The organism is Pandoraea sp. NPDC087047 (assembly GCF_044745225.1).
Taxonomy (GTDB): Bacteria; Pseudomonadota; Gammaproteobacteria; order Burkholderiales; family Burkholderiaceae; genus Pandoraea.
In genome coordinates, this window is sequence record NZ_JBIUZU010000006.1 from 186,175 (window position 1) to 209,842 (window position 23,668).

Sequence of the window (23,668 nt, forward strand, 5' to 3'; positions counted from 1 at the left end):
TCCCGATCAGAGCGGCACTTTCTTGAGCATCTCGATGCCAACCTGCCCCGCAGCGATTTCGCGCAGCGCGACGACGGTCGGCTTGTCCTTGTTGTTTTCGAGCTTCGGCGTATGACCTTGCGCCAATTGACGGGCGCGGTAGGTCGCGGCGAGAGCGAGCTCGAAGCGATTCGGAATTTGTTTCAGGCAGTCTTCAACGGTAATTCGGGCCATAAGGAGGTTCCTTCTCAATATAAGGCGTATTCTATCGCAGCCGGCGCGCGCCCGCGCAAAACACGAGCGCCACGCACAAGCTGCGCAATGCAGTAATCCTCGACTCGGACCGTTACTCGTCTTCCTGCGGCGAGTGAATGCCGAGTTCGACGAACAGCGACTCGTGTCGCGCGCGCTGCGAAGTGAAGCCCAGACGCGTGGCCGTGACCACGGCCTGGAGCTCCGCGAGCGCACGCTGGAAGTCTTCGTTGATGATGATGAAGTCCGCTTCCGGCGCATGTGCCATCTCGCCACCGGCGGCGAGCAAACGGCGCGTGATGACGTTCGGCTCGTCCTGACCGCGCTTTTTCAGACGTTCTTCGAGCGCGGCGATCGACGGCGGCAAAATGAAAATTCCCACCGCGTTGATGAAACGCTTGCGCACTTGCTGGGCGCCTTGCCAGTCGATTTCGAGCAGCACGTCGTGACCGTCGCGCATTTGCTCTTCGATCCACACACGCGACGTGCCGTAATAATTACCGTGCACTTCCGCGCTTTCCAGGAACTCGCCCTGCTTGCGACGTGCGACGAAATCTTCCGCCGTCAGGAAGTGATACTGCACACCGTCGACTTCACCGGGACGCGGCGCGCGCGTGGTGCTCGAGATCGACAGACGAATCTCGTCGTCCTGTGCGAGCAGCGCGTTGACGAGCGTGGACTTGCCCGCGCCCGAGGGGGCGACCACCATGAACAGATTGCCGGGATACTCGGCATGCAGGGCGGTTTGCGGGGCTTGTGATTGCGGGGACATACGACTTACTCCAGATTCTGCACTTGCTCGCGCATCTGCTCGATGTAGAGCTTGAGCTCCATCGAGGCATCGGCGAGTTCCTTCGAGGCTGCCTTCGAGCCGAGCGTATTCGCTTCGCGATTGAGCTCCTGCATCATGAAGTCGAGCCGTTTGCCGACCAGCCCCCCCTTGTCGAGAATGTGGCGGGTTTCCTTCAGGTGAGCGTCGAGTCGCGTGAGTTCTTCTGCAACGTCGATGCGCACGCCGTACATCGTGACTTCCTGACGAATGCGCTCGGCGATTTCTTCCTTGCCCGGGGCAGCCGAGCCTTCCGGCACGACCACGCCCAGCGCTTCCTGCAGACGATCGACGATCTTCTGCTGATGACGCGCGATCAGTTCGGGCACGAGAGGTTGGAGGCCCGTGAGGATCGTTTCCATCTTTTCAATGCGCTCGATCAGGCTCCCCTTGAGTTGCGCGCCTTCGCGCCGGCGCACGTCCACGAGATCGCCGATGGCGGCACGTCCTGCGTCGATCACGGCGTCGCGCAGCGCTTCGGCCGTTACCGACTCTTCGCCGAGCACGCCCGGCCAGCGCAGGATTTCACCGGTGCGCATGCGCTCGGCGTCCGGGAAGAGCGCGAGCACTTGCTGTTCGAGATCGGCGAGTTGTTTGACGGCGTCGATGTTGAGCGCGCCGTTCGTGCCACTCTCCGGACGTTGCACGTTGATACGGATGTCCACCTTGCCGCGCGAGAGTTTCGCGGTGAGCGCTTCACGCAACACCGGCTCGCAGGCGCGCGCTTCTTCGGGCATACGAAATGCCAGATCGAGGAAGCGCGAATTGACCGTGCGCAATTCGACCGACACGCTCGCGCCTGCGACTCCATCGGCATGCGCAATGTCGCGCGTGACGCTGGCGTAGCCGGTCATACTATAGATATTGTTGTCTTTCATCGGGGTAACCGGGACCACAGCGCCGTGGCGCATTTTCAGCGCAGCGGGGCAGCCACCGGATTCGCATGCAATGGATGAAACGCGATTATCGCATTTTCCGGCCCGAGGCTCCCGAATCGGCACGCAATGCAGGGCCGTGCCGCCAAGCCCGCAGCGTTTAGCGATACCATTCGGGTATTGCCGCATAAATTCACCTCGCAGGACATTCACTCATGACGCAAATCACCCGCCCGGACGGCCGTGCGCAAGACGCACTGCGCCCCGTGCGCATCACCCGCCAATACACCCGCCACGCCGAAGGTTCCGTGCTGATCGAATGCGGCGAAACCAAGGTCATCTGTACCGCCAGCGTTGAGGAAAAAGTGCCGGGCTTCCTGCGCGATTCGGGCCAGGGCTGGCTGACCGCCGAGTACGGCATGCTGCCGCGCGCCACGCATACGCGCAGCGATCGCGAAGCCGCCCGTGGCAAGCAAAGCGGACGCACGCAAGAGATTCAACGTCTGATCGGCCGCTCGCTGCGCGCCGTGTTCGATCTCGAGGCACTCGGCCAGCGCACCATCCAGATCGATTGCGACGTCATTCAGGCCGACGGCGGCACGCGTTGCGCCTCGATCACCGGCGCATTCGTCGCCGCGCACGACGCTGTCTCGAAGCTCATCGCCGAGGGCAAGCTCGCAGCATCGCCTATTCGTGCTCACGTCGCGGCGGTCTCGGTCGGGCTGTATCAGGGCCAGCCGGTGCTCGACCTGAACTACGCCGAAGACTCGGCGTGCGACACCGACATGAACGTCATCATGACGAGCGAAGGCGGATTCGTCGAAATTCAGGGGACGGCCGAAGGTGCGCCCTTCACGCGCGCGCAAAGCAACGTGCTGCTCGATCTGGCCGACGCCGGCATCCGTCAATTGATCGACGCACAGAAGCGCGCGCTGGGAGTCTGACGATGGCGATGCAGAAGATCGTATTGGCGTCGAACAACCCGGGCAAGCTGCGCGAGTTTGCCTCGCTGTTCGAGCCGCTCGGCATCGAACTGGTGCCGCAGGGCATGCTTGGCGTGTCCGAGGCGGAAGAGCCGCACGTCACCTTCATCGAAAACGCGCTGGCCAAAGCGCGTCACGCGGCCGCAGCGACCGGCCTGCCCGCACTCGCAGACGACTCCGGCCTGTGCGTGCCGATCCTCGGCGGCGCACCGGGCGTGTATTCCGCGCGTTATGCAGCGCGTGCCGGACGCGAAAAATCCGACGCCGCGAACAATCGTCATCTGATCGAACAACTCGCGCCGCATGCCGACACCCCCGGCTATCGCGACGCCTATTACTTCGCCGCGCTGGTGCTCGTACGCCACGCCGAAGATCCGCAACCGATCATTGCCGAGGGACGTTGGGATGGCGAGATCGTCGACGAAGCGCGCGGCGCGCATGGCTTCGGCTACGATCCGCACTTCCTCATCCGTTCGCTGAATCAGACGGCTGCCGAGCTCGATCCTGCCGTCAAGAACGCCCACAGCCATCGTGCCCGCGCATTGCGCGTGCTGCTGGAAAAGCTGGGCCGGGAGGCGTGAGCAGCATGAGTCAGTCCGCGCTGCCCGTGCAGAACTTCCTGCGGCCCGGCAAGATCAGCTTGCCGGCGCTGCCGCCGATGTCGCTGTACGTGCACTTCCCCTGGTGCGTGCGCAAGTGCCCGTACTGCGATTTCAACTCTCACGAGTGGCGTGGTGACGGGGGTGCGCAAGCGTTCCCCGAGCAGGCTTATCTCGACGCGTTGCGTCAGGATCTGGAGCAGGCGTTGCCGTTGGTGTGGGGACGTCCGGTGCACACCGTCTTCATTGGCGGCGGCACCCCGAGCCTGTTGTCGGCGGCGGGTCTGGACCGTTTGCTCTCGGATCTGCGCGCGCTGCTGCCGCTCGATGCCGACGCTGAAATCACCATGGAAGCGAACCCCGGCACGTTCGAGGCGGACAAATTCCGCAGCTTCCGTGCGAGCGGGATCAACCGCCTGTCCATCGGCATTCAGAGCTTCAACAGCGAGCATCTGAAAGCGCTCGGACGCATTCACGACGGCGATGAAGCGCGTCACGCCATCGAGATCGCGCAGACCAACTTCGAGAACTTCAACCTAGATCTGATGTTCGCGCTGCCGAACCAGACATTGGCGCAATGTCAGCAGGACGTGGAGACGGCGATCTCGTTCGCGCCGCCGCATTTGTCGCTGTACCACCTCACGCTCGAGCCCAATACCCAGTTCCACAAATACCCGCCCACCGTGCCCGACGACGACACGGCGGCCGATATGCAGGACTGGATTGCCGAGCGCACGGCGTCGGCGGGTTATGGGCATTACGAAGTGTCCGCGTATGCGCAGCCGCATCGACGCGCCAAGCACAACGTGAATTACTGGGAATTCGGCGACTATCTCGGCATTGGTGCGGGCGCGCACAGCAAGATTTCGTTCCCGCATCGCGTGTTGCGTCAGGTTCGCCACAAGCATCCGCAACGCTTTATGGAGGCGGCCGCAGCGGGCAACGCGATTCAGGAAACGCGCGAGGTCGACGCGCGCGATTTGCCGTTCGAATTCATGCTCAATGCGTTGCGTCTGACGGATGGCGTGAAGAGCGAACTGTTCGCGGATCGCACGGGCTTGCCGATGGCGAGGATTGCCAAGGCGCTGGCCGCCGGCGTCGAAAAAGGATTGCTGGTCGACGACCCGCAACGAATCGCGCCGACCGAGTTGGGTCAACGCTTCCTGAACGACCTGCAAGGAATGTTTCTGGAGAAGGACGCGAAGTAGGCGGCTTGCGAGACATGAGCGACGATGGCGGGGCATCTCTGCTGGAGGGCTCCGCCATTTTGATTCGTACACATAGAAAACGCGCGTTCAAACCGATGCGTCCAGGCCGATGCCGCAGGTTCAAACCGCATCTTGCGCCTTTGTAGCACCTTCGTTGTGCCTCACCCGAGCACGGCCCCCATCTCTCTTAGCGCCTTCCGAATGATCTTGCCGGTGACGGTCATCGGCAGTTCCGGCAGGAACACGACCTTGCGCGGGTACTCGTGCGCGGCCAGCCGGTTTTTCACGAAGTCCTGAATTTCCTTCGCGAGCTTGTCGGAGGGCTCGTGCCCTTCGCGCAGCACAATGAATGCTTTCACGATCTCCGTGCGGAGTTCGTCGGGCTCACCGATGACCGCGGCGAACTGCACTGCCGGGTGGCGAATCAGGCAATCCTCGATGGGGCCCGGGCCGATCCGATAGCCCGCGCTGGTGATCACGTCGTCCGAGCGGCCGGTGAAGGTGATGTACCCGTTCTCGTCGACGAATCCCGCATCGCCGGTCAGCAGGAAGTCGCCTCGATACTTTTCCATTGTGGCTTCCGGGTTGTGCCAGTAGCCGAGGAACATAACCGGATTGGGCCGAGCGATGGCGATGTTGCCGACCGCCCCGATGGGCAACGATTTGCCATCGTCATCGACGATCACCACGTCGTGCCCGCGCACCGCGCGTCCGATCGCGCCTGGCAGCGCCGGGAATTCGGTAGCGCACGACGACACGACCATATTGCATTCCGTCTGCCCGTAGAACTCGTTGATATCGACGCCGAGGTGCTCGCGTCCCCAGGCCAGCAGTTCGGGCCCGAGCGATTCCCCGCCGCTGGCGACCGAGCGCAATTGCAACGGCCAGTGTTCGCGCGGCGATGGGACGGTGCGCAGCATTTTCAGCGCTGTCGGCGGCAAGAACGTGTTGCGCACCCCGTGACGCGCCATCAGATCGAAAGCGGCGACGGGATCGAACTTTTCGAAGCGTCGCGAGAGAACCGGCACCCCGTGGTGCAACGCGGGCAGTAGAACGTCCAGCAATCCACCGATCCACGCCCAGTCCGCGGGCGTCCAGATCAGATCGCCGGGCTGCGGGAAGCCGTTGTGCGACGTCTCCACGCCGGGCAGATGGCCGAGCAGCACGCGATGCGCATGCAAAGCGCCCTTGGGTTTGCCGGTGGTGCCGGAGGTATAGATGATCAGTGCGGGCGCGTCGGCGCGGGTCTGGACGGGTTCGAAGTGCGTGTCGCGCGAGGCGATCGCGGGCCACAGCGCGAGCAGGCCGTCTTCGGCAATGCCCCAATCCTCGTCATCGGTGACGTGATGATGGGCTTCGGGCAGGTCGTCGTGGACGACATAGACGAGGCGCAGATCGGGGAGTTCGGCGCGAATGTCGTCGATTTTGCTGATGCTGGCGAGGTCGGTGACGAGCACGGCTGCGCCGGAGTTTTGCAGCCGATAGGCGAGCGCTTCCGGGCCGAAGAGCGTGAAGAGCGGGACGGCGATGGCGCCGAGCTTATAGGCGGCGACATGGGCGACGAGCGTGGCGGGCGATTGCGGCAGAAAGATGCCGATGCGGTCGCCGGCCTTCACGCCGTGGGCGCGCCATTCGTTGGCTAGCTGATTGGAGAGTTGCTTGAGGACATCGAACGTGAGACGCACGTGAGAGCCATCGGCACTTTCGTGCACGAGCGCGAGTCGGTTGGTGCCGTCGGCCCACTTATCGCAGACGTCGACGCCGATGTTGTAGAGCGTGGGAATCTGCCACGTGAAGGCGTTGGCAGGTGCGGCGGTGGTCACGGGCTCGCCGCTGGCGTCATTTGACGTCTCTTGGGCGGGGTCGCGGGAGGTGTCGGCATCCATGCGGTGTCTCCGGGTCATGTCTGGCCTCGCACGGTAACGCCGGGGGCGTTCACCGCACGTCTTGAAGCATGATGCATGCCGGACGGGCGCAAGACAAGGGGTGGACGGGGCGATGCGAGGAAATAAGCGGGATGTGGAACGATTTAGGCGGAATGAAGGCTTCACAGGAGGGGATGAGCGGGTATAATGCCGGCTGCCGTGCGGTACCGGCCTGCGCCGGGGTTCCGACGCCGATTCCCCCGGACCGCACGCATCCCAAGCCGTCACCAAGACGGCATCCCCTGCCACGACACCCGAGTCGTGCGCAACGCCCCGGAGGCGTGCCAGAGTGGTTTAATGGACTGGTCTTGAAAACCAGCGAAGGGGTAACCCTTCCGTGAGTTCGAATCTCACCGCCTCCGCCAGAATTTCTTGGTTTTCACGGTAGTAGTTACTGACATCCACGAGCGGTGCTCCGCAATAGCAGAGAAACGACACAGTGTTGTGTGCGGATTAGAGCAGACGTCCGAAGAAATATTTATTAACCACAAATTCCAACACTATTCCAAAAAATTCTTAAAATCACGACTCGCCAATTGCAGTCAAAAATTTTCGGCTCGACTTTCCACGTTACCGTCAAGGTCGAGGCTGTATGAAACGCGAACGGATGGAACCACATGTAATCAACGAGTAGGTTCAACCTTAGCGCCTCGGCGATTCCGCATATAGCGCTCAGTGGTCGCAATGTTCGTGTGCCCGAGTTGCTTCTGGGCAGCCCGTATGTCCCCAACATCATCGGCCTTATCCGTACCCGCTTTCGCTCGCAGGTCACGGAACTGGTACTTTTTCGGATCGGCCAATCCGGCTTGCCCGCGCGCCTCAACAAACATCGATTGGATCGACTTTAGGCCAATACGCTGGCCTCGCTCAGTCACAACAAGATAAAGACTTCGTGGATTATGGCCGATCTTTTGCTTAGAGATCCGATCAAGCGTGACTTTGAGTCGCCCTGTTATTCGAATCCGAACCTTGGCATTTGTCTTTCCCTGCTGGATTATCAAGCACCCATCCGAAATATCTCACTCTGAATCGCCCCATGCCTTTCCCCCAGCACACGAGGCACCCATTTGGGGCTGATGACCGCAACACTACCACCCCGCCCCTCAATAGCAACTCGCGCCACGATTGGTCTTCCGCCTGCGTTCAGAAAGAACGGAATGCCCATGCGTCGAAGCATCTCCGCTTGCTTCGTTTTGATTTGCCTTCCGGTCAGGTACTGCACCTCGTCCCTAGTTGAGAATGTCTCCATCATCGACTCTCCAGCAACATCAGTTTGTGGCGCCAATGCACGCGATTGTCCTAATCTCATCGTGCACATCGGGCGCCCCGCTTAACTTTTTCAAAACTTCTCCAACCTCCTATCAGCGGCTCGCTCGTCTCACGAAGGCACTCACTTGATACATAACCGTCTTTGCATCGGCGATCTGTACCGGTTATGTCGTTAAGTGTTACGGATATATATTTAGGGCGCGCTTCGCGCGCCGCCTCCGTCCTCGGCCCTGCGGGCGGTGGCGGCGCACAAAGCGCCTTACTCGATACCATCCGCTCCACTTCGCCATTCAGGCCCGCAAAACCGTGTCCAGTGAAAGTCGACTCATCCAACGGCAACGCTCCGGCTAATGCCCGTGGCGGCACCCGCTGCTCGGTCGCGCAGGTCGCGCTGGGCCGCGCGTCAACGGCCCCGACGTTGCAGACACCCTCGCACCCAACCTCGGCTCCGGCGACGGCAGCGACACTCCCGACGCTAGGCGCCCGAAGTTGCCATCGGCACTTCACGCATGGTTCGCCGCAAATTCGGTATGCGCTCAGATACATGCAAAGGCACGGCAGACGTCTTTTGCAATTTCGAGAAACACAACTTTCGAGCCGATTGAGCGACAACGGGTAGAGCATCGCAATCTCCTATCGCAGTCACAGCTACTCAGCATTGACGACGCGAAATTTGTCGGTGGAGCGAATGAGAGAAGCGTGACGATGGCACGCACTCGAATGCATGGAATCGGACAGACTTACTTGTGCGAGCGCCCAGCTCGAAACCGTCAGGCATGCACAAGTTGCGTATAAAGGCGGCGCTACAATGCGCAACAGCACCTCAGCTTCCATTGACGAAGCAAAGGCGAATTCCACGAGGCATTCGCCTTTAGGTGTTTGCTGGCAACGGTTCAGGACACTCACACAGACAGTGGTGTGATTCCGCACCTGGCACATGGGTTAGCGCTGAGCACGTCCTACAGCAGCTCCGTCCGAGTGCAAGGTTCTTTCGAACTCCGCGACGTCATGAGGATGTGCCCCGCGCATCGAGGACAGTGGCTCCTCACATTCGTGATCAGCCACACCTAACCGAGCCACTAACGCCTATAAATTAGGTCAGTCTAAATTGTAGGTTTCCATGCTTGAAAGGTATCTGGGGAAATTCCGATATGCGTGAGCGAATTTGCGAGCTCATCGAACATGTCACCAACGCAGATCGATGCTGGCGCGATATGGAGGACTTCACGGGAATTCCGTCGAAGCGATGGCAGAACGTCTCCCGAGGCCTTCAACGCCCAACGTCCGAGATGATCGAGGCGATAGGCCAAGCTTGGCCTCAGTTCGCGTTCTGGTTGGTAACGGCACGAACGGATGAGTCCAACGGGCACACTTCACCCGCATTAGCGCAAGCCGCTCAGGATGCAAAACGCCTGAAGAACGCTGGATAGCCGAGATTGGAATCCATCCCTCCCTCCACATCGATGGTCGGCCCCGGAAAGCACAGCAGCAGTTATCACCGCAACGCGCCTGTGCGAACCACATGTGCCCTAATACCTTCTGCATCGAAATCAGTCGCACATCTGCCACCGCAGTGGGCACCTCATGTGAACGAGAAATTTGATGGTGTTTCTCTGGACAAGATGTGCGCAACTGCGGCGGCCGCCCTACGATTCAAGCAGGTAGGAGCGCGCGGATGTCCGCGAAGCTCAAATCGTCGTCCAAACGTTGCGTCACGTCGAGAACTTCGTCTGCAAGGTCGCCCATTTGCTCGAAATACGCGTTCGCGAATTCTGGCGGAATGGATTCGGTGTTTTCTTGATTTGCCGCGACCATGCAGAGCGCGAGGAGGCGTTCGGACAAGCTGTGAAGTTTGTCGAGAGAATCGCGAACTGCGGGGAAAGAAGAAACGAGAGATGTCATACGGTGTCCTCATGCTAGCCGGTTGAATCCCGCTCACACATCCGCTAACGGAGGGTGGGCGGGCATTGGACTAGGTTTGCAGACCGCAATGAACATGGCTCAACGGCACACCTGACGGTGTCCCAGCCCAAGCCCACCCATAAGGAAGACGTACAGGGTCATGCACACAGTAGCCGCAAACATCGCGGCTGTGTGCCCGTGAACTCATTGTCGGGCTGCAAATCCCGGTCACGTTTGGGACGTGACGGTTACAGAATATGAGGCTGAGAACAGCATGACAGCGCCTAAGACGCGCGACTTTACAGCATCCCGCGTTATTCGGACACGTCCCTAGAAGTGACTTGGGACGTTTCTGACGAATCGTCCTTTCGCCCGAGAAGTTCACCCGGATAGACAGGGCCAAAGCACAATACCTGTGAAGTTCTGATTATTATGAAAACGCAACTAACGTATTGGCCTAGGAAAGCGAATATGCGAGCCAGAAGGAGATCGCCATCACACTCAGAGACAAACTGAAATCTTTGCTTCGTCAGCAAACGACCGATGTCTTTCCGGCTTCAGACTTCGCGACGCTGGGGAGTCGCACGCAACGTGGCCGCGCTCTGCGAGAACTCGTCACCGATGGGATGCTGGTCAAGTTGGGCATGAGCGTATATGCCAGGGCAAAGCCCAGCATCCTGTCCGGAAAGCCCATCCCAGTACGCCCGCTTGAGGTTCTAGCACCTCAGGCGCTTAAGAGATTGGGCGTTATGACATTACCCAGCAAATCAGTCGCGGCCTACAACGCTGGACGTACCGGCCAATTGCCTGCAAACGTCATCGTCAACACGGGAAACCGACGCATTACCCGCAAACTCGAGTTCGGCAATCGACGCGTCCAGTATGAGAATCATCGCAAACGAGCTTCTTGACGTCGAGTGACGTGAATCGCACAAGGATCTCCCAGCGTTTTCGCTGGCATATAGGTGACGTCAATGTGAATAACGCTGAAGACCACGCAGTGGTGCCAGGCGCGTACTGCACTCGCGACGCGCTACGCCCACGACTCATCTCACACCAAATGCGGATGCTCTGAGATGAACTGCCTTAGCGCTGCATCAATTCGCGTTTGCCAGCCGCGTCCAGAGGCTTTAAAGTAATCGACAACTTCCGGCGACAACCGAATGTTGATTCGTTCTTTCGTGATATCGGCCTTGGGTCGGCCACGTGACTTGAGCAATTGCTCCGCAGCCTCTTTGCCAACAATCCCCGGCATCACCTCGCTCGCAGGATGCGCTTTGGCAAAGCCCTTTTTCGTCCACTCTGGATTTTGCGAATCCTGACGAATCTGCTTCTTGATCTTGGCGTCTTCAACCGGAGTGGGGAGGATGGTTCCCGGCTTAAGTTTCGGCATAACGTTTCACCTCTCGCGAATTCGCCTTGCGCAGGCTAATGACATGTATTTTTTCTGCGCGAGGCGTGAAGACCAATGCGAACAACCGTTCACCGATATACCCGAAAGCTCGGTAGCGGCGCTCGCCATAGTCGACTCGAACATCCTCTTCGATCACCGCGCTGTCCCACTCGAAATCTTGGGCCATCGTGAACGGCAAACCCCGTTCCTGCTCATTCCGTTCACTTTTTCCCGGGTCGAAACCGATATCCATGGGCATTTATTGTACCCACAAAAATTCCCGATCGGCAATTATTTTTTGTGGCGACAAAAAATCAGGATATTTCCCGACATCCTGCAACACAATCGCCTCAAACCCCGCTCTGCAACGCTTTTCCCACCTCCAGTAACCACGCGGGTTTCCGGCCGATCACGTCCCGCCCATCTCGAAACAAAACCTCACCTAACCCACGGTTTCGCAACGATTTCCCAGCCAGACTTGAAAACCAGCGAAGGGGTAACCCTTCCGTGAGTTCGAATCTCACCGCCTCCGCCAGATTTCTTTGTTTACCCGGGTAGTAGCTACTGACTGTTTTGGGTGGTGCCCCGAAACTATTTTTTGCGGTGCTCCGCCTAAGGTCGGGAATTGCGCTCTAAAACACATTGCTTTGACGCGGTAACAATGAGCACGCATTGGCACAACCAAGGGTAGCTTGCGCCCCTCAGCGGGCGAATGACAGAAAGGACTATCAACGGCGCTTTGCGATTTGTAACGAACATCCGTCGCGCCCCCTTTTGGGGAGCAAGGCCCTTAAGCTAGCTGACTCGCATACGACGGTCTCGGCGCAGCGACTCAGATTGGGCAATCACCTTTCGAGCCAAATCGAATTCGAAGTTTAACGTTAGTCTTTCGCTGCTGGATTACCAAGCACCCGTCCAATAGATCGCGTTCCCTCATCTTGAGGACGTCGGGACGTTGCCCGGTCAGATATGCCAATGCATCGCATCGCCTAGCGGCCGGCGAGCGTGTTTACGGATGAGGAGATACTCCTCGTCCTTGACGTACACATCTCGTGGCCGTTCGCCATAACCCTTGATGCCAGCGCACGGATTCGGTTGATCCGTGTAGCCCCAGTCGCGAGCCTTGTTCCAGATGTGCGAAGACAGGGTCTTCCGTTCGCTCACACTTGCTCTTCCGCGCCCGTAGTCACCTTTCCGCTGGCCCGCAGGGCGTCGACAATTAAGCGCGTTGACATACCCAATCCCCCAAACCGGCAAGTCCTAATCCCCCCCAATCGAGCCCCACGCATCAACATCAGCCATGCGACGGCTTGATATTCAGATTGTGATGAAACAGGTTTTGCGGGTCATACCGAGTTTTCGCTGCGACGAGGCGCTCGTAGTTCGGGCCATAGGCCGCGCCGACGCGCTCCGTTTCGTCTTGCGTCAGGAAGTTGACGTACGCGCTACCCAGCGCAAAAGGCGCAGATGCATCGAAAAATGCACGTGCCCACGCGATACATCGCGCATCGTCGTTCGGGTCGCTCCAGCGTCCGTGCACGTTCATGACATATTGTGTATCGCGGCTCGGATAGGCCGTGGCATCCGCCGGATAGCGAGTTGTTTCTCCCCCGATCTGTCCGAAAAAGATTTCGCATTGCGGCGACGGTAGTTTGCCAATGGCGTCGATCAGCACGTCCAGCAGTCCATCGGGCAATTGGTCCAGATTGTGCGATTTCCAGTAATTGCGGGCGCCGGGTGTCAGCAACGGGTCGAACGCCTGTTGCCACATCGCATAAGGCATTGGGCCGAGATGTTCGCCGTACGGGGTGCCGAAGCGACGCACGACCTCTAACGCTGCCGGGCCGTCGTCGAGAGCGCCGGTGTAGCAGCTTGCAAAAGCGATGACCGGCTTGCCGTGGACATCCTCCGGCAGGAACGGCAACGGCGGCGCGAGGCGCAGCACGGCCCATACGGAGAGCGTGTCCGGCATTTCGTCCGCGGCAACGCGATATGTCTTGAGCGCGTCTTTCGCCTGTTCTATCGGCAGCACGACGAGCCCCCCGAACACCTCCGGACCCACAGGGTGAAGCCGGAATTCGAACATCGTGACGACGCCGAAATTGCCTCCACCACCGCGAATCGCCCAGAAGAGCTCCTCATCCGTATCGGCGGCGGCGTGAACCAGCTCCCCGTCGGCGGTGACGACATCCGCGCAGAGGAGATTATCGATCGTCATTCCGTATTTGCGACTGAGCCAACCGAACCCGCCACCGAGCGTCAAGCCTGACACGCCGGTAGTGGAGTTGATCCCAAGCGGCGTCGCCAGCCCGAAAGCCTGCGCCTCGTGATCGAAATCGCGAAGCGTAGCGCCCGGCTCGACATAAGCGCGACGCGCAACCGGATCGATGCGCACCGATTTCATGGGCGACAGATCGATCATCAGTCCGTCGTCGCAGACCGCCGTGCCGGCGATGTTGTGCGCGCCGCCACGCACGGCAAGCGGCAAGTCGTTATCGCGCGCGAAGCTCACCGCACGGCGAACATCGGCAACGCCCGCGCAGCGCACGATCACGGCCGGAGAGCGGTCGATCATGGCATTCCAGAGACGTCGTGACTGATCGAAATCAGGATCGCCGGGCCGTAACACCTGGCCTCGGGTCGCCGCGCTTAGTGCTTCGATTGCATTATTGGATAGCTTGGCCATGAAACACCTCATGTCATGTGGACCACACTTGAGGCAATCACAGGGAGACTCGACAAATCTCGGAGGCTTTGCCCGCTTCAAAGGGGGCGACAACGCGCGTCGCCATCGGTGACTCTGTGTCGCTAATTCGTGAAGAGGGCATTGTCGCCACGGCGACGATAGGCGGCTATGGCCAACGAGAAATTAGACGTTGGCAAGGGGTGGTGGGATGGGAGCGCTCGTCAATCGGCCAACAAGCGCGTTACCCGCGACGTGGTGCGTCTACGGGCGGAGTACCGTCATGGAAAAGCGTCTTCAGTTGTGAACGCAACTCCGATGAATCGGCGTGTTTGTGAACCGTGATCGCATGCTGTACGGCGGCCTCCAGCAATTCGCTTTCGGAATCGGCGCTTAGTGCGACAGAGCAGTTCGTCTCGCTCGGAAATTCCCGGCAATCGATATATTTGCGGGCCATGATTTTCTCCTCATACGAAAAGAAATAGGCAGGGTTGAGGTGAATGACTACGCGCGATGCTCCGCGAAATTCGTTTGGCACGCTTGCGCCTCCTTCTCGCGAACGAAATCATTCAAAAAGTATAGGTCGCAGGTGGGGGATGTGAAGAGGCGCCGAGACTCGTCACTTGACGGTATACCCCCGCCCTTCCATACAAGCGCCATACGCGCGCCAGTACGTATCCATCTCCGACACCTTGGCGTTTTGCGCCATCTGGGTCTGGGCGGCAGCCGCGCCGCGAGCACGCGCGTGCCCCGCGACGGCGCCCACGGTTGCCCCAACGGCGGCGGCGTGTCCCACGTCGTTATGTCCCAGTTCGCCGACAACGGCCCCGACCGCCGCCCCATGGGCAGCACCACGGACGCGGCCCCCCGTCGGGGCTGGCGGAGGCGCCGTTTGCACCGCAACAGCAGCCGGATCGATCCCGGTGTTCTGCTTGGCCCATCCGTAGCACGCGCCGTCGTCACTCGACTGACGCTCCGTACTCTGCCCCTGCGCGGGATAGACGGAGGGCTTTTGGCCGAATGCCGACGCTGCGAGCGTCATCCCCAAGACCCATATCGCGAATTTCATGAAAATATCCTCCCGCTAGAAAATCAGAGTGCCCGTTGCCATGAACGTCTGCGTGCTCTTGAAACGATTCGTGCTCGCGATGGTCGGCACCCAGCGCGCCGAGAGCGACAGCGGAAGCTTGCCGCCGAGTTTGGTGTCGTACGTCACGATCGGCCCGAGTGCGACGTCGGAACCGCGAAAGCCCCCCAGTCGATCGGCGAGCGCACCGCTGTCGTTACCAAGCTGCTGCGTCGTGCCCACCACGAGGCCAACGCCCACGCCATTCGCAAACTTCTTCATCCCCATCACGTCGAGCGTGAACAGCGGCGCATTTTGATAACCCGTGGCGTTATTGCGGGTATAGAACTGCAAGCCAGCGACCACGTCGAACTCCAGTCCATACGACGGCACCAACTTCGTGTAGGCCACTTGCGGAATGAAGGTCCAGTTGTTCAGACTCGGATTGGCCAGCGCGTTCGGGTCATAGCGTCCGGTCGGCGCCCAGATGTTGAACGAGAGCGCGATATGGTCAGTCTGCGAGAAGTGATAACCGGCGATGATCGGCGTAAAGCTGATGTCGAACAGGTTGGATGCGTTCTGCGCAGCGCTCGCGTTGTGTGCGCCCGCGCCCAACGAGGCCGTCACCTTGGTCCACATATAGGGCAACGTGAAACTCGATGCGAAATTCCACGCCCCCGTGCCCGTATCCCACGTCTTCATGAGCGTGGCGAGCGTAAAGGCAATCTGCCCCTCCAGCCCGAGGGAGGCCTTGCCCGCGATCGGGACCTGTCGACTTCCGCCGATATCGCCGTCGAAATAGATCTGGGAGACGTTTGCGATCCAGATCGGCTGCGGCGACACGATCCCAATGCTGGGCTGCACGGCAGTGCCGGAGATCGGGCGTCCCAACCCGCCTTCTGTGGCATCGGCAGGGGTGGCCGCCGTGAATGCAAGCACCGCGGCGCCGAGCGCAGGGGCAGTCCGTCGTAGCGGTGCAGCGTGTGTTGAAATCCGGCGAAACAGACGTTGCAGAATCACAAGAAAATCCTCATGCATCAAGGCCAGGCGCTTGCCTGACGTGGGTCGGGAAGTTAGCAGAAACGGAGCGGTCGGCGTCAATCCGAAAAGCTGTCGGCACGGCTTGCCCGCAGCGGGCGATGTGGCCCCGGCGGGGGTGACAAATTTGTTCGGCGCGGCTACGCCATATAGGAACCGGCATTGCACAACGTCGATAGGGCCATGGCATGTGCCTTATCGTCATGCGCTCGAACACGGCAATTACCGCCTATCGGGACACCCTCCTTTTCAAGCGAGAAAAATAGACGAAGTCAGGAAAGCCAGCATTTGGATAGCGGCCGTTTTTGTTTGAATATCCACCAGCGCCTGACCGTCTGAAATGGATCACCCGCCTCGCCAGATCCGCGTCAAGCGGCTCAACGAGACGAATTCAAATTGAAAATGAGACGTTGAGATGTTGTGTCGCGAAAGCCGTGTGACAGAATAAAAGGCACTGATAGTAGAGAAGCAATCAGGCTCGGGCGCCATGAATCCAAACAGTCAAAAGGCGCATACCCATCGTCAGTCACCTGTCGCATTGGGTGAATCATCGCGAGATCGGGTTTATCGTTTTATGACCGAATAGGTGTCCGTCATCTTGCGGGAGATTGCAACGGATGCTCGCCCACCTCGTTTGCATTTTCTGCCCTCATAGCGAAGACCAATCGATCGCACATCACAACTGAAAGGGAAGAACGATGCAGAAATGGAACTCCAAGCTGATGCTCGCTACCGCGTTCGTCGTCGGTAGTCTCGGACTCACCGGTTGCACGACCACCTCGGGCAAGCCCGATACCGTAGCGACCAGTGCATCCAAGGCCGCGGCGATCGACGCAAGCGTCGATGCAACGCTCACGCGGCTCTACTCCACCGTCAAGGGCTCGCGAGAACTTGTCTCCAAGTCACGCGGCGTGCTGGTCTTCCCGGAAGTCATCCAGGCCGGCTTCATTGTCGGTGCCCAATCCGGCAACGGTGCCTTGCGCGTTGGCAACCATTCAGTCGGCTACTACAACACGTCGTCGCTGTCGGTCGGCTTGCAGGCCGGGGCGCAGTCGAAGGCGGTCGTGTTCCTGTTCATGACGCAGAACGCACTCGATGAATTTCGCGGCTCCGAAGGCTGGGCCGCCGGCGCAGCCTCATCGGTCGCCCTCGTGAAGATGGGTGCGAATGGCGCGATCGACACCACCACGGCCGCCGCGCCGGTCCAGGTCGTCGTGATGACAAATACCGGCCTGATGGGCGACGTGTCGATCAACGGCACGAAGGTCACGAAGCTCCACCTCTGACGCAACGCTGAGCACGTTTCGCGGCGCCAAGGTCGTCAATACCCCGACACCGGATCGCCGCGATCTCTCCACGGTTCACCATCGCATCTGAACCACGCCGCGGGCTCTGCAACGGAGCCCGCGAGTCTCTACCCGCAAGATACCGCCCTTCCCGCCCTCCCCGTCAAAACGGACTCACCGGACACTTACGTTTGACTCTCCCAATAGTCTCCCGAGAATTCGAGCAGATCGCCATCGAGATCAAACGGTCTTTGCAAAAGTTCAAAGACAGGATGTCGCCCGCGTTGCTAACGTGAACCATGGCGTCGGACTGACGCCACGCCGAAAGCATTCAACGCGCACGAGGAAAGCCTGCCCGGCGCTTGGCTGCGATAGCAGTCTGCCGACGCCCATGCGCACTTGCACCTGACGTCTGCAGAGACTCTCGCCCCTTTCCCCGGAATTCTTGGGTGACTGTGATGACATGTCGCGACACCGCTCTTCTGCTCAGACGCCTCAACACTCACTGCACGATGGCCCTGGAGGCTGCCGTGAGTTCTTGCAAGACGCACTTTGCCGAGGAAATCACCGTCGAGCATTGGCTGCTGAAACTCGTTGAGGCAGGGAATGGCGATATCCCCGCCATCCTGCATCACTACCGCGTCGACGTGGATTCGCTGTGCGATGTTTTGATGTCCACCGTCGACCGATTACCGCGCAATCTACGAAAAGAACCGGCGCTGTCCTCTCAGTTCGCAACGGTACTTGATGCGTGTGCCGACAAAGCCCAATGGCCTATCCGATCCGGCAATCTGCTCCAGGTCATCGTTGAGGCGCCGCACCTGCTGCGCGCCCCCTCCCTTTGGCCGTTTTTGAACTTCACCAGCGCTCAAATCGATCAGCTTCTCTTGCGGCTCGGCACTCGCACGTGCGAAACGCCCTTGCGCCACAACGGCGTCTCGTCGACAGTCGATGGACAAACAGAATCCATGCCTGAAACGGGATTTCCACAGGATCTGGTACAGCCGCATACCCCTTTGACGGGCGATGAAGCGGACTCGGCATCAACGGCAGACCCGCTGGCGCACTACACGATCGATCTAACACAGAGAGCAAGAAATGGAGAACTCGATCCCGTTTTCGGACGTGATCAGGAGATCCAGCAGATAGTCGAAGTGCTGGCCAAGCGCCGGAAAAACAATCCGGTCCTGGTAGGCGAGCCAGGGGTTGGAAAAACAACACTGGTCGATGGGCTGGCATTGCGCGTGGCAAATGGCAACGTGCCGAATGTCATTCGCGATGCTCGTATTCTGACGCTCAACCTTGAGTTATTGCAGGCCGACGCCGAAGGAGACACCCAATGCGAGCACCGGTTCAATGCGGTGATCGAAGCGCTACAGACATCCGCCGCGCCGGTGCTTCTGTTTATCGACGAACCGAATACGCTCGTTGAAAGCGACCGCCCGGCAGACGGGCTCCACGTAGCCAATCTGCTAAAACGCACACTGGCGCACCATGAATTGCGAACCATCGCAGCGATAACGTGGGCCGAATACAAAACAGTCTTCGAGCATGATGTTTTATTGACCCGTCACTTTCAAATCATCCAGGTCGACGAACCGAACGACGACGACGCATTCCTGATGCTGCGTGGACTCAAGTGGCACTATGCAACGTTCCACCGGGTGCATGTCCGCGATGAAGCGCTGGTAGCCGCAGTCAAGCTCTCGCGTCGCTACGTTCCCTCGCGGAAATTGCCGGACAAGGCCTTCGACCTGATCGATACGGCGGCCGGTCGCGTGAGGATGGCACTGGACATTGCACCGGCAGCACTGCAACACGCCGCGGCAGCCGTCAGCGCCCTCGAAATCGAACAGGCGACACTGGCATTCGATATTGCCGAAGGGGGTGTCAGCGCGCCCAAACGGCTGAAAGCCATCGAGACATCACTTCATGCCGCAAGAGCCGATGCGAACGACATGCGAGTCCGTTGTGCCACCGAGCGCAAACTCGTCAATGTCATTCGCGCGCAACGTGATGCGGCGCCGCACGAGCGCGACGCCTGCGCATTGGCGCTCGCCTTCAAAGCGCTGACAAAAGCGCAGGATGCGAACCCGTTGGTGCCTGTCGACGTTGACGCGCGGGTGGTAGCTCAGGTGGTATCCGACTGGACCGGGGTTCCTGTCAGTCATCTGGTCACGGACGAGCGGCGCAATCTGCTTGCGCTGGACGAGCCGTTGAGCTCACGCGTCCTCGGTCAGCAAGACACCTTGCTCGCGCTCGCCGAACACCTGCGAACCAGCGAAGCCGGGTTCAAATCGGAGCATGCGCCCTTGGGGGTGTTTTTGCTTACGGGGCCGTCCGGGGTGGGCAAGACAGAAACAGCACTGGCGCTAGCCGACCTCCTGTTCGGCGCAGGCGCCGCGCTGACGACCCTTCACATGGCCGAATACCGGGAGGCCAATGCTGTCTCCCGTTTGCTGGGACCGCTACCAGGGTATGCCGACTCTGGCTCAGACGGCGTGCTGACCGAGGCCGTGCGTCGACGGCCATACGGTGTGATCCTGCTAGACAAGGTGGAGGCTGCCCATCGAGAGGTGTTGGACCTGTTGTGCCAAGTGTTCGACGGACGAATGACTCGCGACGCGCACGGGCATGAGATCGACGTCCGCAATTGCGTTTTTCTGATGACGTCGCATTTAGGGGCGGCAACGATCGGGGCGACTGTCGCCAAACAAACGGACGTTACCCACGACGTACTGCTCGACGCAATTCGACAGGAACTGCTGGCGTACTTTCGACCCGCTCTGCTCGCACGCGTCCAAATCCTTGCGTATCGACCTCTGAATGCTCAGGCGCTTAAAGACGTGGTCCGGATGAAACTCGCGAAAGTGACGGAGCGACTGACACGAAAACACGGGGTAACGTTCCAGGTAAGCGAATCATTGGTGACGATGATGGCCGAGCGCTGTCTCTCACTGAATGCCGGTGCCCACGGCGTCGACGCCGATATCAATCAGCGCATTCTTCCCACGGTGTCTCGGGAGCTTCTGGCTCGACTGGTCTCCGGCGAATTACCGCAGCGTATAGATCTGACGCTATCGCAAGCGGGTCAGCTCGGCGTTGAGGTTGTGGGAGCCGGATCGCCCCGCCAAGGGTAGGCGGTCATTCCGCAGGCGACAAAAAGACTCTCCCTGCGCCTGAAGGATCGTCAGGAAAAGGCATTAACTTTCTCAGCCTTGCCGGCACCACGAGGGCCGGCTCAGTCAGGCTCTCCGGGGGTGGATACGAGTAATTCGATAGATGCGTGTACAACCCCTTGACCCCCTGGTCGGCAAGCTGAAACGAAAAAGCCAGATCACGGGCTTCACTTGGCGTTACCCCGAACCGCGTCCGGAATGCCCGCAAGAAATGGTTACTTCCGGAGAATGCCAACTCATGAGCCAGCCGCGTGATGGACGAGGCACGTCGGCCGTCGCCAAGCGTCAATGCCCGATAGGCAGCGTCTAGCCGCTTGTTACGAATCACCGTCGCGATACCGCCGTCGGCCGCAAAAATGCGGTAGAGGTGCGCCCGTGAAACGCGAAATCGCACGATGATTGCCTCAAGTCCGAGTGAGGGCGACGTGAGATTGGCATTGATGTATGACAACACCTGACTGCGCAGCACGCGCGCGAGCACGGAGTCTTCGGTGAACGACGTCGACACGGACCGCTTCGCGAGCACCTCCGCAAGCAGATTGACCGCGCCGCGCTCCACAGCCAGCGCCTCATCTCCTTCGATATCGGGCGCCAGGTCCGACAGGTTGATAAGGAAGCTCGCGAGCAAACGGGTAACGGCCTGGTCGGCCTTCAGAACGGTGCCGTGGATACTGCGTCCGCCCGTGGACTTGTCGATCGCCTCCCGCGGCACGACCAGCGACACCGTTGCCCCCGGGCTGACCTGTGTATAAGCGACGCGCGAAAGATCCATGGCAAGAATGTCACCGGGGCGCACGGCAACGGGCACGCCGTCGCAGTCACCATCGAGCGCCCCTGAAACGAACAGCTGGATCAGGTACTGATCAAGACTGCTGCTCAATGCCAGCTTCAGACTTCGGTCATGCCGCTGCGAGTTGAACGCCGTCTCCCCAACCAGCAACCGGCCGACATGCACCGATGTCAATGCCCCTTCGAGATTGCCCCCTTCGTCGCTTTTGACGTGACGGGCATCGAAAAACGGGCTGATGATCTCCCGGCACGCATCGTTGCGATCCTCCGGAAGCAGGAAAGTCGTGGAAAACGTGACGCCATTCGTGGGAGGCGGGCCGACGGCGTCCGTGCCATGGCTAGGGTGCATGCCTAGTACTCCTTAGTGCCAGCAGCCAGGATACGCTGTCCTGGTGGCGTCATTTCCGAGGTACCGCGCCAGGGGCCCATTTTGGGGGGCGATCGCCGAGGGCACTCGAAGGATTGAATGCAAGTCGTTTCGCTGGCAATTGGGGCAAACACCGTGAAAGCAAGTCAACCAGGCACCGGATCAGATGCGCGAAGGGCGCCAAGGGGCGCCTACGCGACGGCCTTGGGTGACTGCCGGACAGCGCGGAATTGAGAAGGCGTCAGGTCCGTGTGCTTCTTGAAAGCGACGCTGAAATTGCAAGGACTCCGAAAACCGACCTCACGTGCGATATCTGTCACCGAAATGCCGGAGTATTGCAGCAACCATGCCGCCCGCTCCAGCTTTTCTCGCCGCAGATACTCAGACGCCGAAACCCCCAACTTGTCCTTGAAGTCGCGCGATAAGCGACGATGACTTGCGCCCACGGCGTTCGCCAACGCTCTGGCGCTCATGTCGGCGATCCGGCCACCCTTGATCAACGTCATTGCGGTGTGTGTGCTTCGCCATGCACGATCGCTTCTTTCGGGTTCGACCGGGCCACGGCCGCCTCGCACAATTCGCAGTTGGACCCGCAGTCGTGCAATCAACTCCTCCGGCATGAAGGGGAAAACGATGCAGTCGGCCGCGCCGGAAGCCAACGCACGGGTGCGAGCCTCGCTGGCCGCAGCAGTATCCACATAAACGACGGGTACGCCGCGAAGGCGGGGGGAGCCGCTCACCAGGCAACAAAATGCGCTTGCATCCATTCCTGAGAGCGCACCGTCGACCACGAAGGCCGTCGGCGGCGACACCAGCGCCTCGTAATAGCTCGTCCAGCCATCGTTCACCACGCGCACGTCGAACAATTGAGCGCGCAGTTCGTCAACCATTTCGCCGAACGCCTCGGCGCTCTCAGTCAGAATCCAGACCGTCGAGCGTACGGCCGCATGACTGCCAAGCGCGACCCCTGGCGCATGCGACGAATGCGTCACCGGCAAAGCTACCGTGCTCGTCATTGCGCCCCCCCCCGGATACCAGCTCCTCCCGTCGTAAGCTACACCCGAATCTCCCCGCCATTCCGTCTCAGGCAGATCACCCCCGCGCTGGCATTCATCGTCCGCGCGTTCTCGGTATTCGGACGGCGTCAGCCCCACGTCGAGCTTGAACGCCGTCGCGAAGTTGGCACCGTCGGAATACCCCAACAGTTCGGCGATGGCCGTTACGCTCATGTTGCTTCTCGTTAGCAACATCGCGGCAAGATCGAGCCGGCGACGCTTGAGGAATCGCACAACGCTATGACCCAGAACGCTTCGAAAAGCAGCGTCGAGGTGCCCGACCGAGACACCGATACGCGAGGCCAGCGACTGCTGCGAAATGTTGCCAATCTCGGTCTGCGACAGGTATTTCACGGCCAGACGATAGATTTCGTGCTTGCGCGACCCGGCGAACGCCTGACTTTCTTGAGGTGTCGGCGCTTCGGTGAGTTCAAGCCGCGTCCTGAGATGCATGCCAATTCGCATGTCCAGTTCTTTCGGCGATGCGCCTGCGTCGATGTAGTCGACCGCGCCAGCCCGGAAACACAGCACTCGCAGAGCGGGTGCGCGCGCAGGCCCGAAGGCGATGATCGACGGCTCGTGTCCCGGCACCATGTCACGGCATCCGGAAATCGCATCGACATTCGAATCGCGAACACCGACAAGCACCAGGCCGGGTAATTCATGCGATCCGCAATTGCCCAGGGCTTCCGTCATGCTTCGCGCCACGCGAAGATCCACGCCGCTCAGGCGCACGCTTTCCCTGATGCCGGCAATGTGGCCAATTCCACCGTCGACAAGCACATAACGATCGGTTTTTGATTGCATGGCACTCCCCGTTGACACTGGCCAGACGCTCTCGCGGCGGGAAGTCGATAGGTTCGTCTTCCTTGTCCGGCACACCACCGCCATCCAGGCATCTTTGGCTGGCCCCTACACGATCGATCTTGCCGGGGCGGCACCTGGAGGATCGTGCAGGCATTATCGTCAACATGGGAAAGCGTGACTCGCC

General features: G+C 59.9%; 21 protein-coding genes and 1 tRNA gene. 7 read left to right on the top strand and 15 right to left on the bottom strand.

Annotation, left to right across the window (positions count from 1 at the left end):
- Window positions 1–6 precede the first annotated feature (6 nt).
- The 3 genes from rpoZ to ACIPHM_RS13385 all read right to left on the bottom strand — a co-directional run bounded on the left by rpoZ (window position 7) and on the right by ACIPHM_RS13385 (window position 1,938).
- Window positions 7–213, bottom strand: coding sequence for a DNA-directed RNA polymerase subunit omega (gene rpoZ / locus ACIPHM_RS13375; protein WP_039397582.1), 207 nt, complete (start codon window positions 211–213; stop codon window positions 7–9).
- A 112-nt stretch (window positions 214–325) separates the two neighbouring features.
- Entirely contained in the window at window positions 326–1,003 is a 678-nt protein-coding gene (gene gmk, locus ACIPHM_RS13380; RefSeq protein WP_400328568.1) for a guanylate kinase, read from the bottom strand.
- Window positions 1,004–1,008: 5 nt separating this feature from the next.
- The gene (locus tag ACIPHM_RS13385) at window positions 1,009–1,938 is read right to left on the bottom strand and encodes a YicC/YloC family endoribonuclease (protein WP_400328571.1); all 930 of its coding nucleotides are present in this window, start codon (window positions 1,936–1,938) and stop codon (window positions 1,009–1,011) included.
- 212 nt (window positions 1,939–2,150) lie between these two features.
- Between ACIPHM_RS13385 and rph the strand changes: the two genes are divergently transcribed.
- From rph to hemW, 3 genes are read left to right on the top strand one after another with little or no spacing between them, the layout of a single operon-like run.
- Window positions 2,151–2,879, top strand: coding sequence for a ribonuclease PH (gene rph, locus ACIPHM_RS13390; protein WP_400328574.1), 729 nt, complete (start codon window positions 2,151–2,153; stop codon window positions 2,877–2,879).
- Between the two features lie 2 nt (window positions 2,880–2,881).
- Complete coding sequence (rdgB, locus tag ACIPHM_RS13395) at window positions 2,882–3,499, top strand: RdgB/HAM1 family non-canonical purine NTP pyrophosphatase (RefSeq protein ID WP_400328577.1); 618 nt, start codon at window positions 2,882–2,884, stop codon at window positions 3,497–3,499.
- Window positions 3,500–3,504: 5 nt separating this feature from the next.
- A complete protein-coding gene (hemW, locus tag ACIPHM_RS13400) occupies window positions 3,505–4,725 on the top strand; it encodes a radical SAM family heme chaperone HemW (protein WP_400328580.1) in 1,221 nt (406 codons plus the stop codon).
- Window positions 4,726–4,886: 161 nt separating this feature from the next.
- On the opposite strand, the gene ACIPHM_RS13405 is transcribed toward hemW, so the two are convergent.
- A complete protein-coding gene (locus ACIPHM_RS13405) occupies window positions 4,887–6,611 on the bottom strand; it encodes an acyl-CoA synthetase (RefSeq protein ID WP_400328583.1) in 1,725 nt (574 codons plus the stop codon).
- 314 nt (window positions 6,612–6,925) lie between these two features.
- Here ACIPHM_RS13405 and ACIPHM_RS13410 point away from each other — a divergent pair.
- Window positions 6,926–7,015, top strand: a tRNA-Ser gene (locus ACIPHM_RS13410).
- A gap of 258 nt (window positions 7,016–7,273) precedes the next feature.
- Here the strand turns inward: ACIPHM_RS13410 and ACIPHM_RS13415 are convergent.
- From ACIPHM_RS13415 to ACIPHM_RS13425, 3 genes are all read right to left on the bottom strand, one after another.
- Window positions 7,274–7,666 carry a tyrosine-type recombinase/integrase gene (locus tag ACIPHM_RS13415; protein WP_400329085.1) on the bottom strand — a complete coding sequence of 131 codons (393 nt, stop codon included), beginning with the start codon at window positions 7,664–7,666 and terminating at the stop codon, window positions 7,274–7,276.
- Entirely contained in the window at window positions 7,648–7,968 is a 321-nt protein-coding gene (locus ACIPHM_RS13420) for a DUF4224 domain-containing protein (protein WP_400328585.1), read from the bottom strand. The genes ACIPHM_RS13415 and ACIPHM_RS13420 overlap by 19 nt, the downstream gene beginning before the upstream one ends.
- Before the next feature lie 1,604 nt (window positions 7,969–9,572).
- Window positions 9,573–9,821 (bottom strand): hypothetical protein, encoded by a 249-nt coding sequence (locus ACIPHM_RS13425; RefSeq protein ID WP_400328588.1) that lies wholly within the window; start codon window positions 9,819–9,821, stop codon window positions 9,573–9,575.
- A gap of 521 nt (window positions 9,822–10,342) precedes the next feature.
- Between ACIPHM_RS13425 and ACIPHM_RS13430 the strand changes: the two genes are divergently transcribed.
- The gene (locus ACIPHM_RS13430; protein ID WP_400328591.1) at window positions 10,343–10,732 is read left to right on the top strand and encodes a DUF6088 family protein; all 390 of its coding nucleotides are present in this window, start codon (window positions 10,343–10,345) and stop codon (window positions 10,730–10,732) included.
- 140 nt (window positions 10,733–10,872) lie between these two features.
- On the opposite strand, the gene ACIPHM_RS13435 is transcribed toward ACIPHM_RS13430, so the two are convergent.
- From ACIPHM_RS13435 to ACIPHM_RS13460, 6 genes are all read right to left on the bottom strand, one after another.
- Entirely contained in the window at window positions 10,873–11,214 is a 342-nt protein-coding gene (locus ACIPHM_RS13435) for a BrnA antitoxin family protein (protein ID WP_400328594.1), read from the bottom strand.
- Complete coding sequence (locus ACIPHM_RS13440) at window positions 11,201–11,467, bottom strand: BrnT family toxin (RefSeq protein ID WP_400328596.1); 267 nt, start codon at window positions 11,465–11,467, stop codon at window positions 11,201–11,203. The genes ACIPHM_RS13435 and ACIPHM_RS13440 overlap by 14 nt, the downstream gene beginning before the upstream one ends.
- A 1,041-nt stretch (window positions 11,468–12,508) precedes the next feature.
- Window positions 12,509–13,900: an FAD-binding oxidoreductase gene (locus ACIPHM_RS13445; RefSeq protein ID WP_400328599.1), complete on the bottom strand. Its 1,392-nt coding sequence runs from the start codon at window positions 13,898–13,900 to the stop codon at window positions 12,509–12,511.
- Window positions 13,901–14,141: 241 nt separating this feature from the next.
- The gene (locus tag ACIPHM_RS13450) at window positions 14,142–14,354 is read right to left on the bottom strand and encodes a DUF1059 domain-containing protein (protein WP_400329088.1); all 213 of its coding nucleotides are present in this window, start codon (window positions 14,352–14,354) and stop codon (window positions 14,142–14,144) included.
- A 162-nt stretch (window positions 14,355–14,516) separates the two neighbouring features.
- Window positions 14,517–14,966: a hypothetical protein gene (locus ACIPHM_RS13455; RefSeq protein ID WP_400328602.1), complete on the bottom strand. Its 450-nt coding sequence runs from the start codon at window positions 14,964–14,966 to the stop codon at window positions 14,517–14,519.
- Window positions 14,967–14,981: 15 nt separating this feature from the next.
- Entirely contained in the window at window positions 14,982–15,983 is a 1,002-nt protein-coding gene (locus tag ACIPHM_RS13460) for a transporter (protein WP_400328605.1), read from the bottom strand.
- Window positions 15,984–16,699: 716 nt separating this feature from the next.
- On the opposite strand from ACIPHM_RS13460, the gene ACIPHM_RS13465 reads away from it, so the two are divergent.
- Together ACIPHM_RS13465 and ACIPHM_RS13470 are read left to right on the top strand one after the other, a co-directional pair.
- Window positions 16,700–17,287 carry a YSC84-related protein gene (locus tag ACIPHM_RS13465; protein WP_400328608.1) on the top strand — a complete coding sequence of 196 codons (588 nt, stop codon included), beginning with the start codon at window positions 16,700–16,702 and terminating at the stop codon, window positions 17,285–17,287.
- 530 nt (window positions 17,288–17,817) lie between these two features.
- Complete coding sequence (locus ACIPHM_RS13470; RefSeq protein WP_400328611.1) at window positions 17,818–20,427, top strand: AAA family ATPase; 2,610 nt, start codon at window positions 17,818–17,820, stop codon at window positions 20,425–20,427.
- Window positions 20,428–20,431: 4 nt separating this feature from the next.
- On the opposite strand, the gene ACIPHM_RS13475 is transcribed toward ACIPHM_RS13470, so the two are convergent.
- A complete protein-coding gene (locus ACIPHM_RS13475) occupies window positions 20,432–21,604 on the bottom strand; it encodes a helix-turn-helix domain-containing protein (RefSeq protein WP_400328613.1) in 1,173 nt (390 codons plus the stop codon).
- A gap of 209 nt (window positions 21,605–21,813) precedes the next feature.
- On the bottom strand, window positions 21,814–23,568 hold the full coding sequence (locus ACIPHM_RS13480; RefSeq protein WP_400328616.1) for a helix-turn-helix domain-containing protein: 1,755 nt from the start codon (window positions 23,566–23,568) through the stop codon (window positions 21,814–21,816).
- Window positions 23,569–23,668: the final 100 nt, after the last annotated feature.

Coding starts and splice junctions, on each gene's coding strand:
- ACIPHM_RS13465 (WP_400328608.1), top strand. CDS start 16,700: ATGCAGAAATGGAACTCCAAGCTGATGCTCGCTACCGCGTTCGTCGTC.
- rpoZ (WP_039397582.1), bottom strand. CDS start 213: ATGGCCCGAATTACCGTTGAAGACTGCCTGAAACAAATTCCGAATCGC.
- ACIPHM_RS13450 (WP_400329088.1), bottom strand. CDS start 14,354: ATGGCCCGCAAATATATCGATTGCCGGGAATTTCCGAGCGAGACGAAC.
- ACIPHM_RS13440 (WP_400328596.1), bottom strand. CDS start 11,467: ATGGATATCGGTTTCGACCCGGGAAAAAGTGAACGGAATGAGCAGGAA.
- ACIPHM_RS13480 (WP_400328616.1), bottom strand. CDS start 23,568: ATGGCGGTGGTGTGCCGGACAAGGAAGACGAACCTATCGACTTCCCGC.
- ACIPHM_RS13405 (WP_400328583.1), bottom strand. CDS start 6,611: ATGGATGCCGACACCTCCCGCGACCCCGCCCAAGAGACGTCAAATGAC.
- ACIPHM_RS13385 (WP_400328571.1), bottom strand. CDS start 1,938: ATGAAAGACAACAATATCTATAGTATGACCGGCTACGCCAGCGTCACG.
- rdgB (WP_400328577.1), top strand. CDS start 2,882: ATGGCGATGCAGAAGATCGTATTGGCGTCGAACAACCCGGGCAAGCTG.
- ACIPHM_RS13425 (WP_400328588.1), bottom strand. CDS start 9,821: ATGACATCTCTCGTTTCTTCTTTCCCCGCAGTTCGCGATTCTCTCGAC.
- rph (WP_400328574.1), top strand. CDS start 2,151: ATGACGCAAATCACCCGCCCGGACGGCCGTGCGCAAGACGCACTGCGC.
- ACIPHM_RS13420 (WP_400328585.1), bottom strand. CDS start 7,968: ATGTGCACGATGAGATTAGGACAATCGCGTGCATTGGCGCCACAAACT.
- hemW (WP_400328580.1), top strand. CDS start 3,505: ATGAGTCAGTCCGCGCTGCCCGTGCAGAACTTCCTGCGGCCCGGCAAG.
- gmk (WP_400328568.1), bottom strand. CDS start 1,003: ATGTCCCCGCAATCACAAGCCCCGCAAACCGCCCTGCATGCCGAGTAT.
- ACIPHM_RS13445 (WP_400328599.1), bottom strand. CDS start 13,900: ATGGCCAAGCTATCCAATAATGCAATCGAAGCACTAAGCGCGGCGACC.
- ACIPHM_RS13455 (WP_400328602.1), bottom strand. CDS start 14,966: ATGAAATTCGCGATATGGGTCTTGGGGATGACGCTCGCAGCGTCGGCA.
- ACIPHM_RS13435 (WP_400328594.1), bottom strand. CDS start 11,214: ATGCCGAAACTTAAGCCGGGAACCATCCTCCCCACTCCGGTTGAAGAC.
- ACIPHM_RS13475 (WP_400328613.1), bottom strand. CDS start 21,604: ATGCACCCTAGCCATGGCACGGACGCCGTCGGCCCGCCTCCCACGAAT.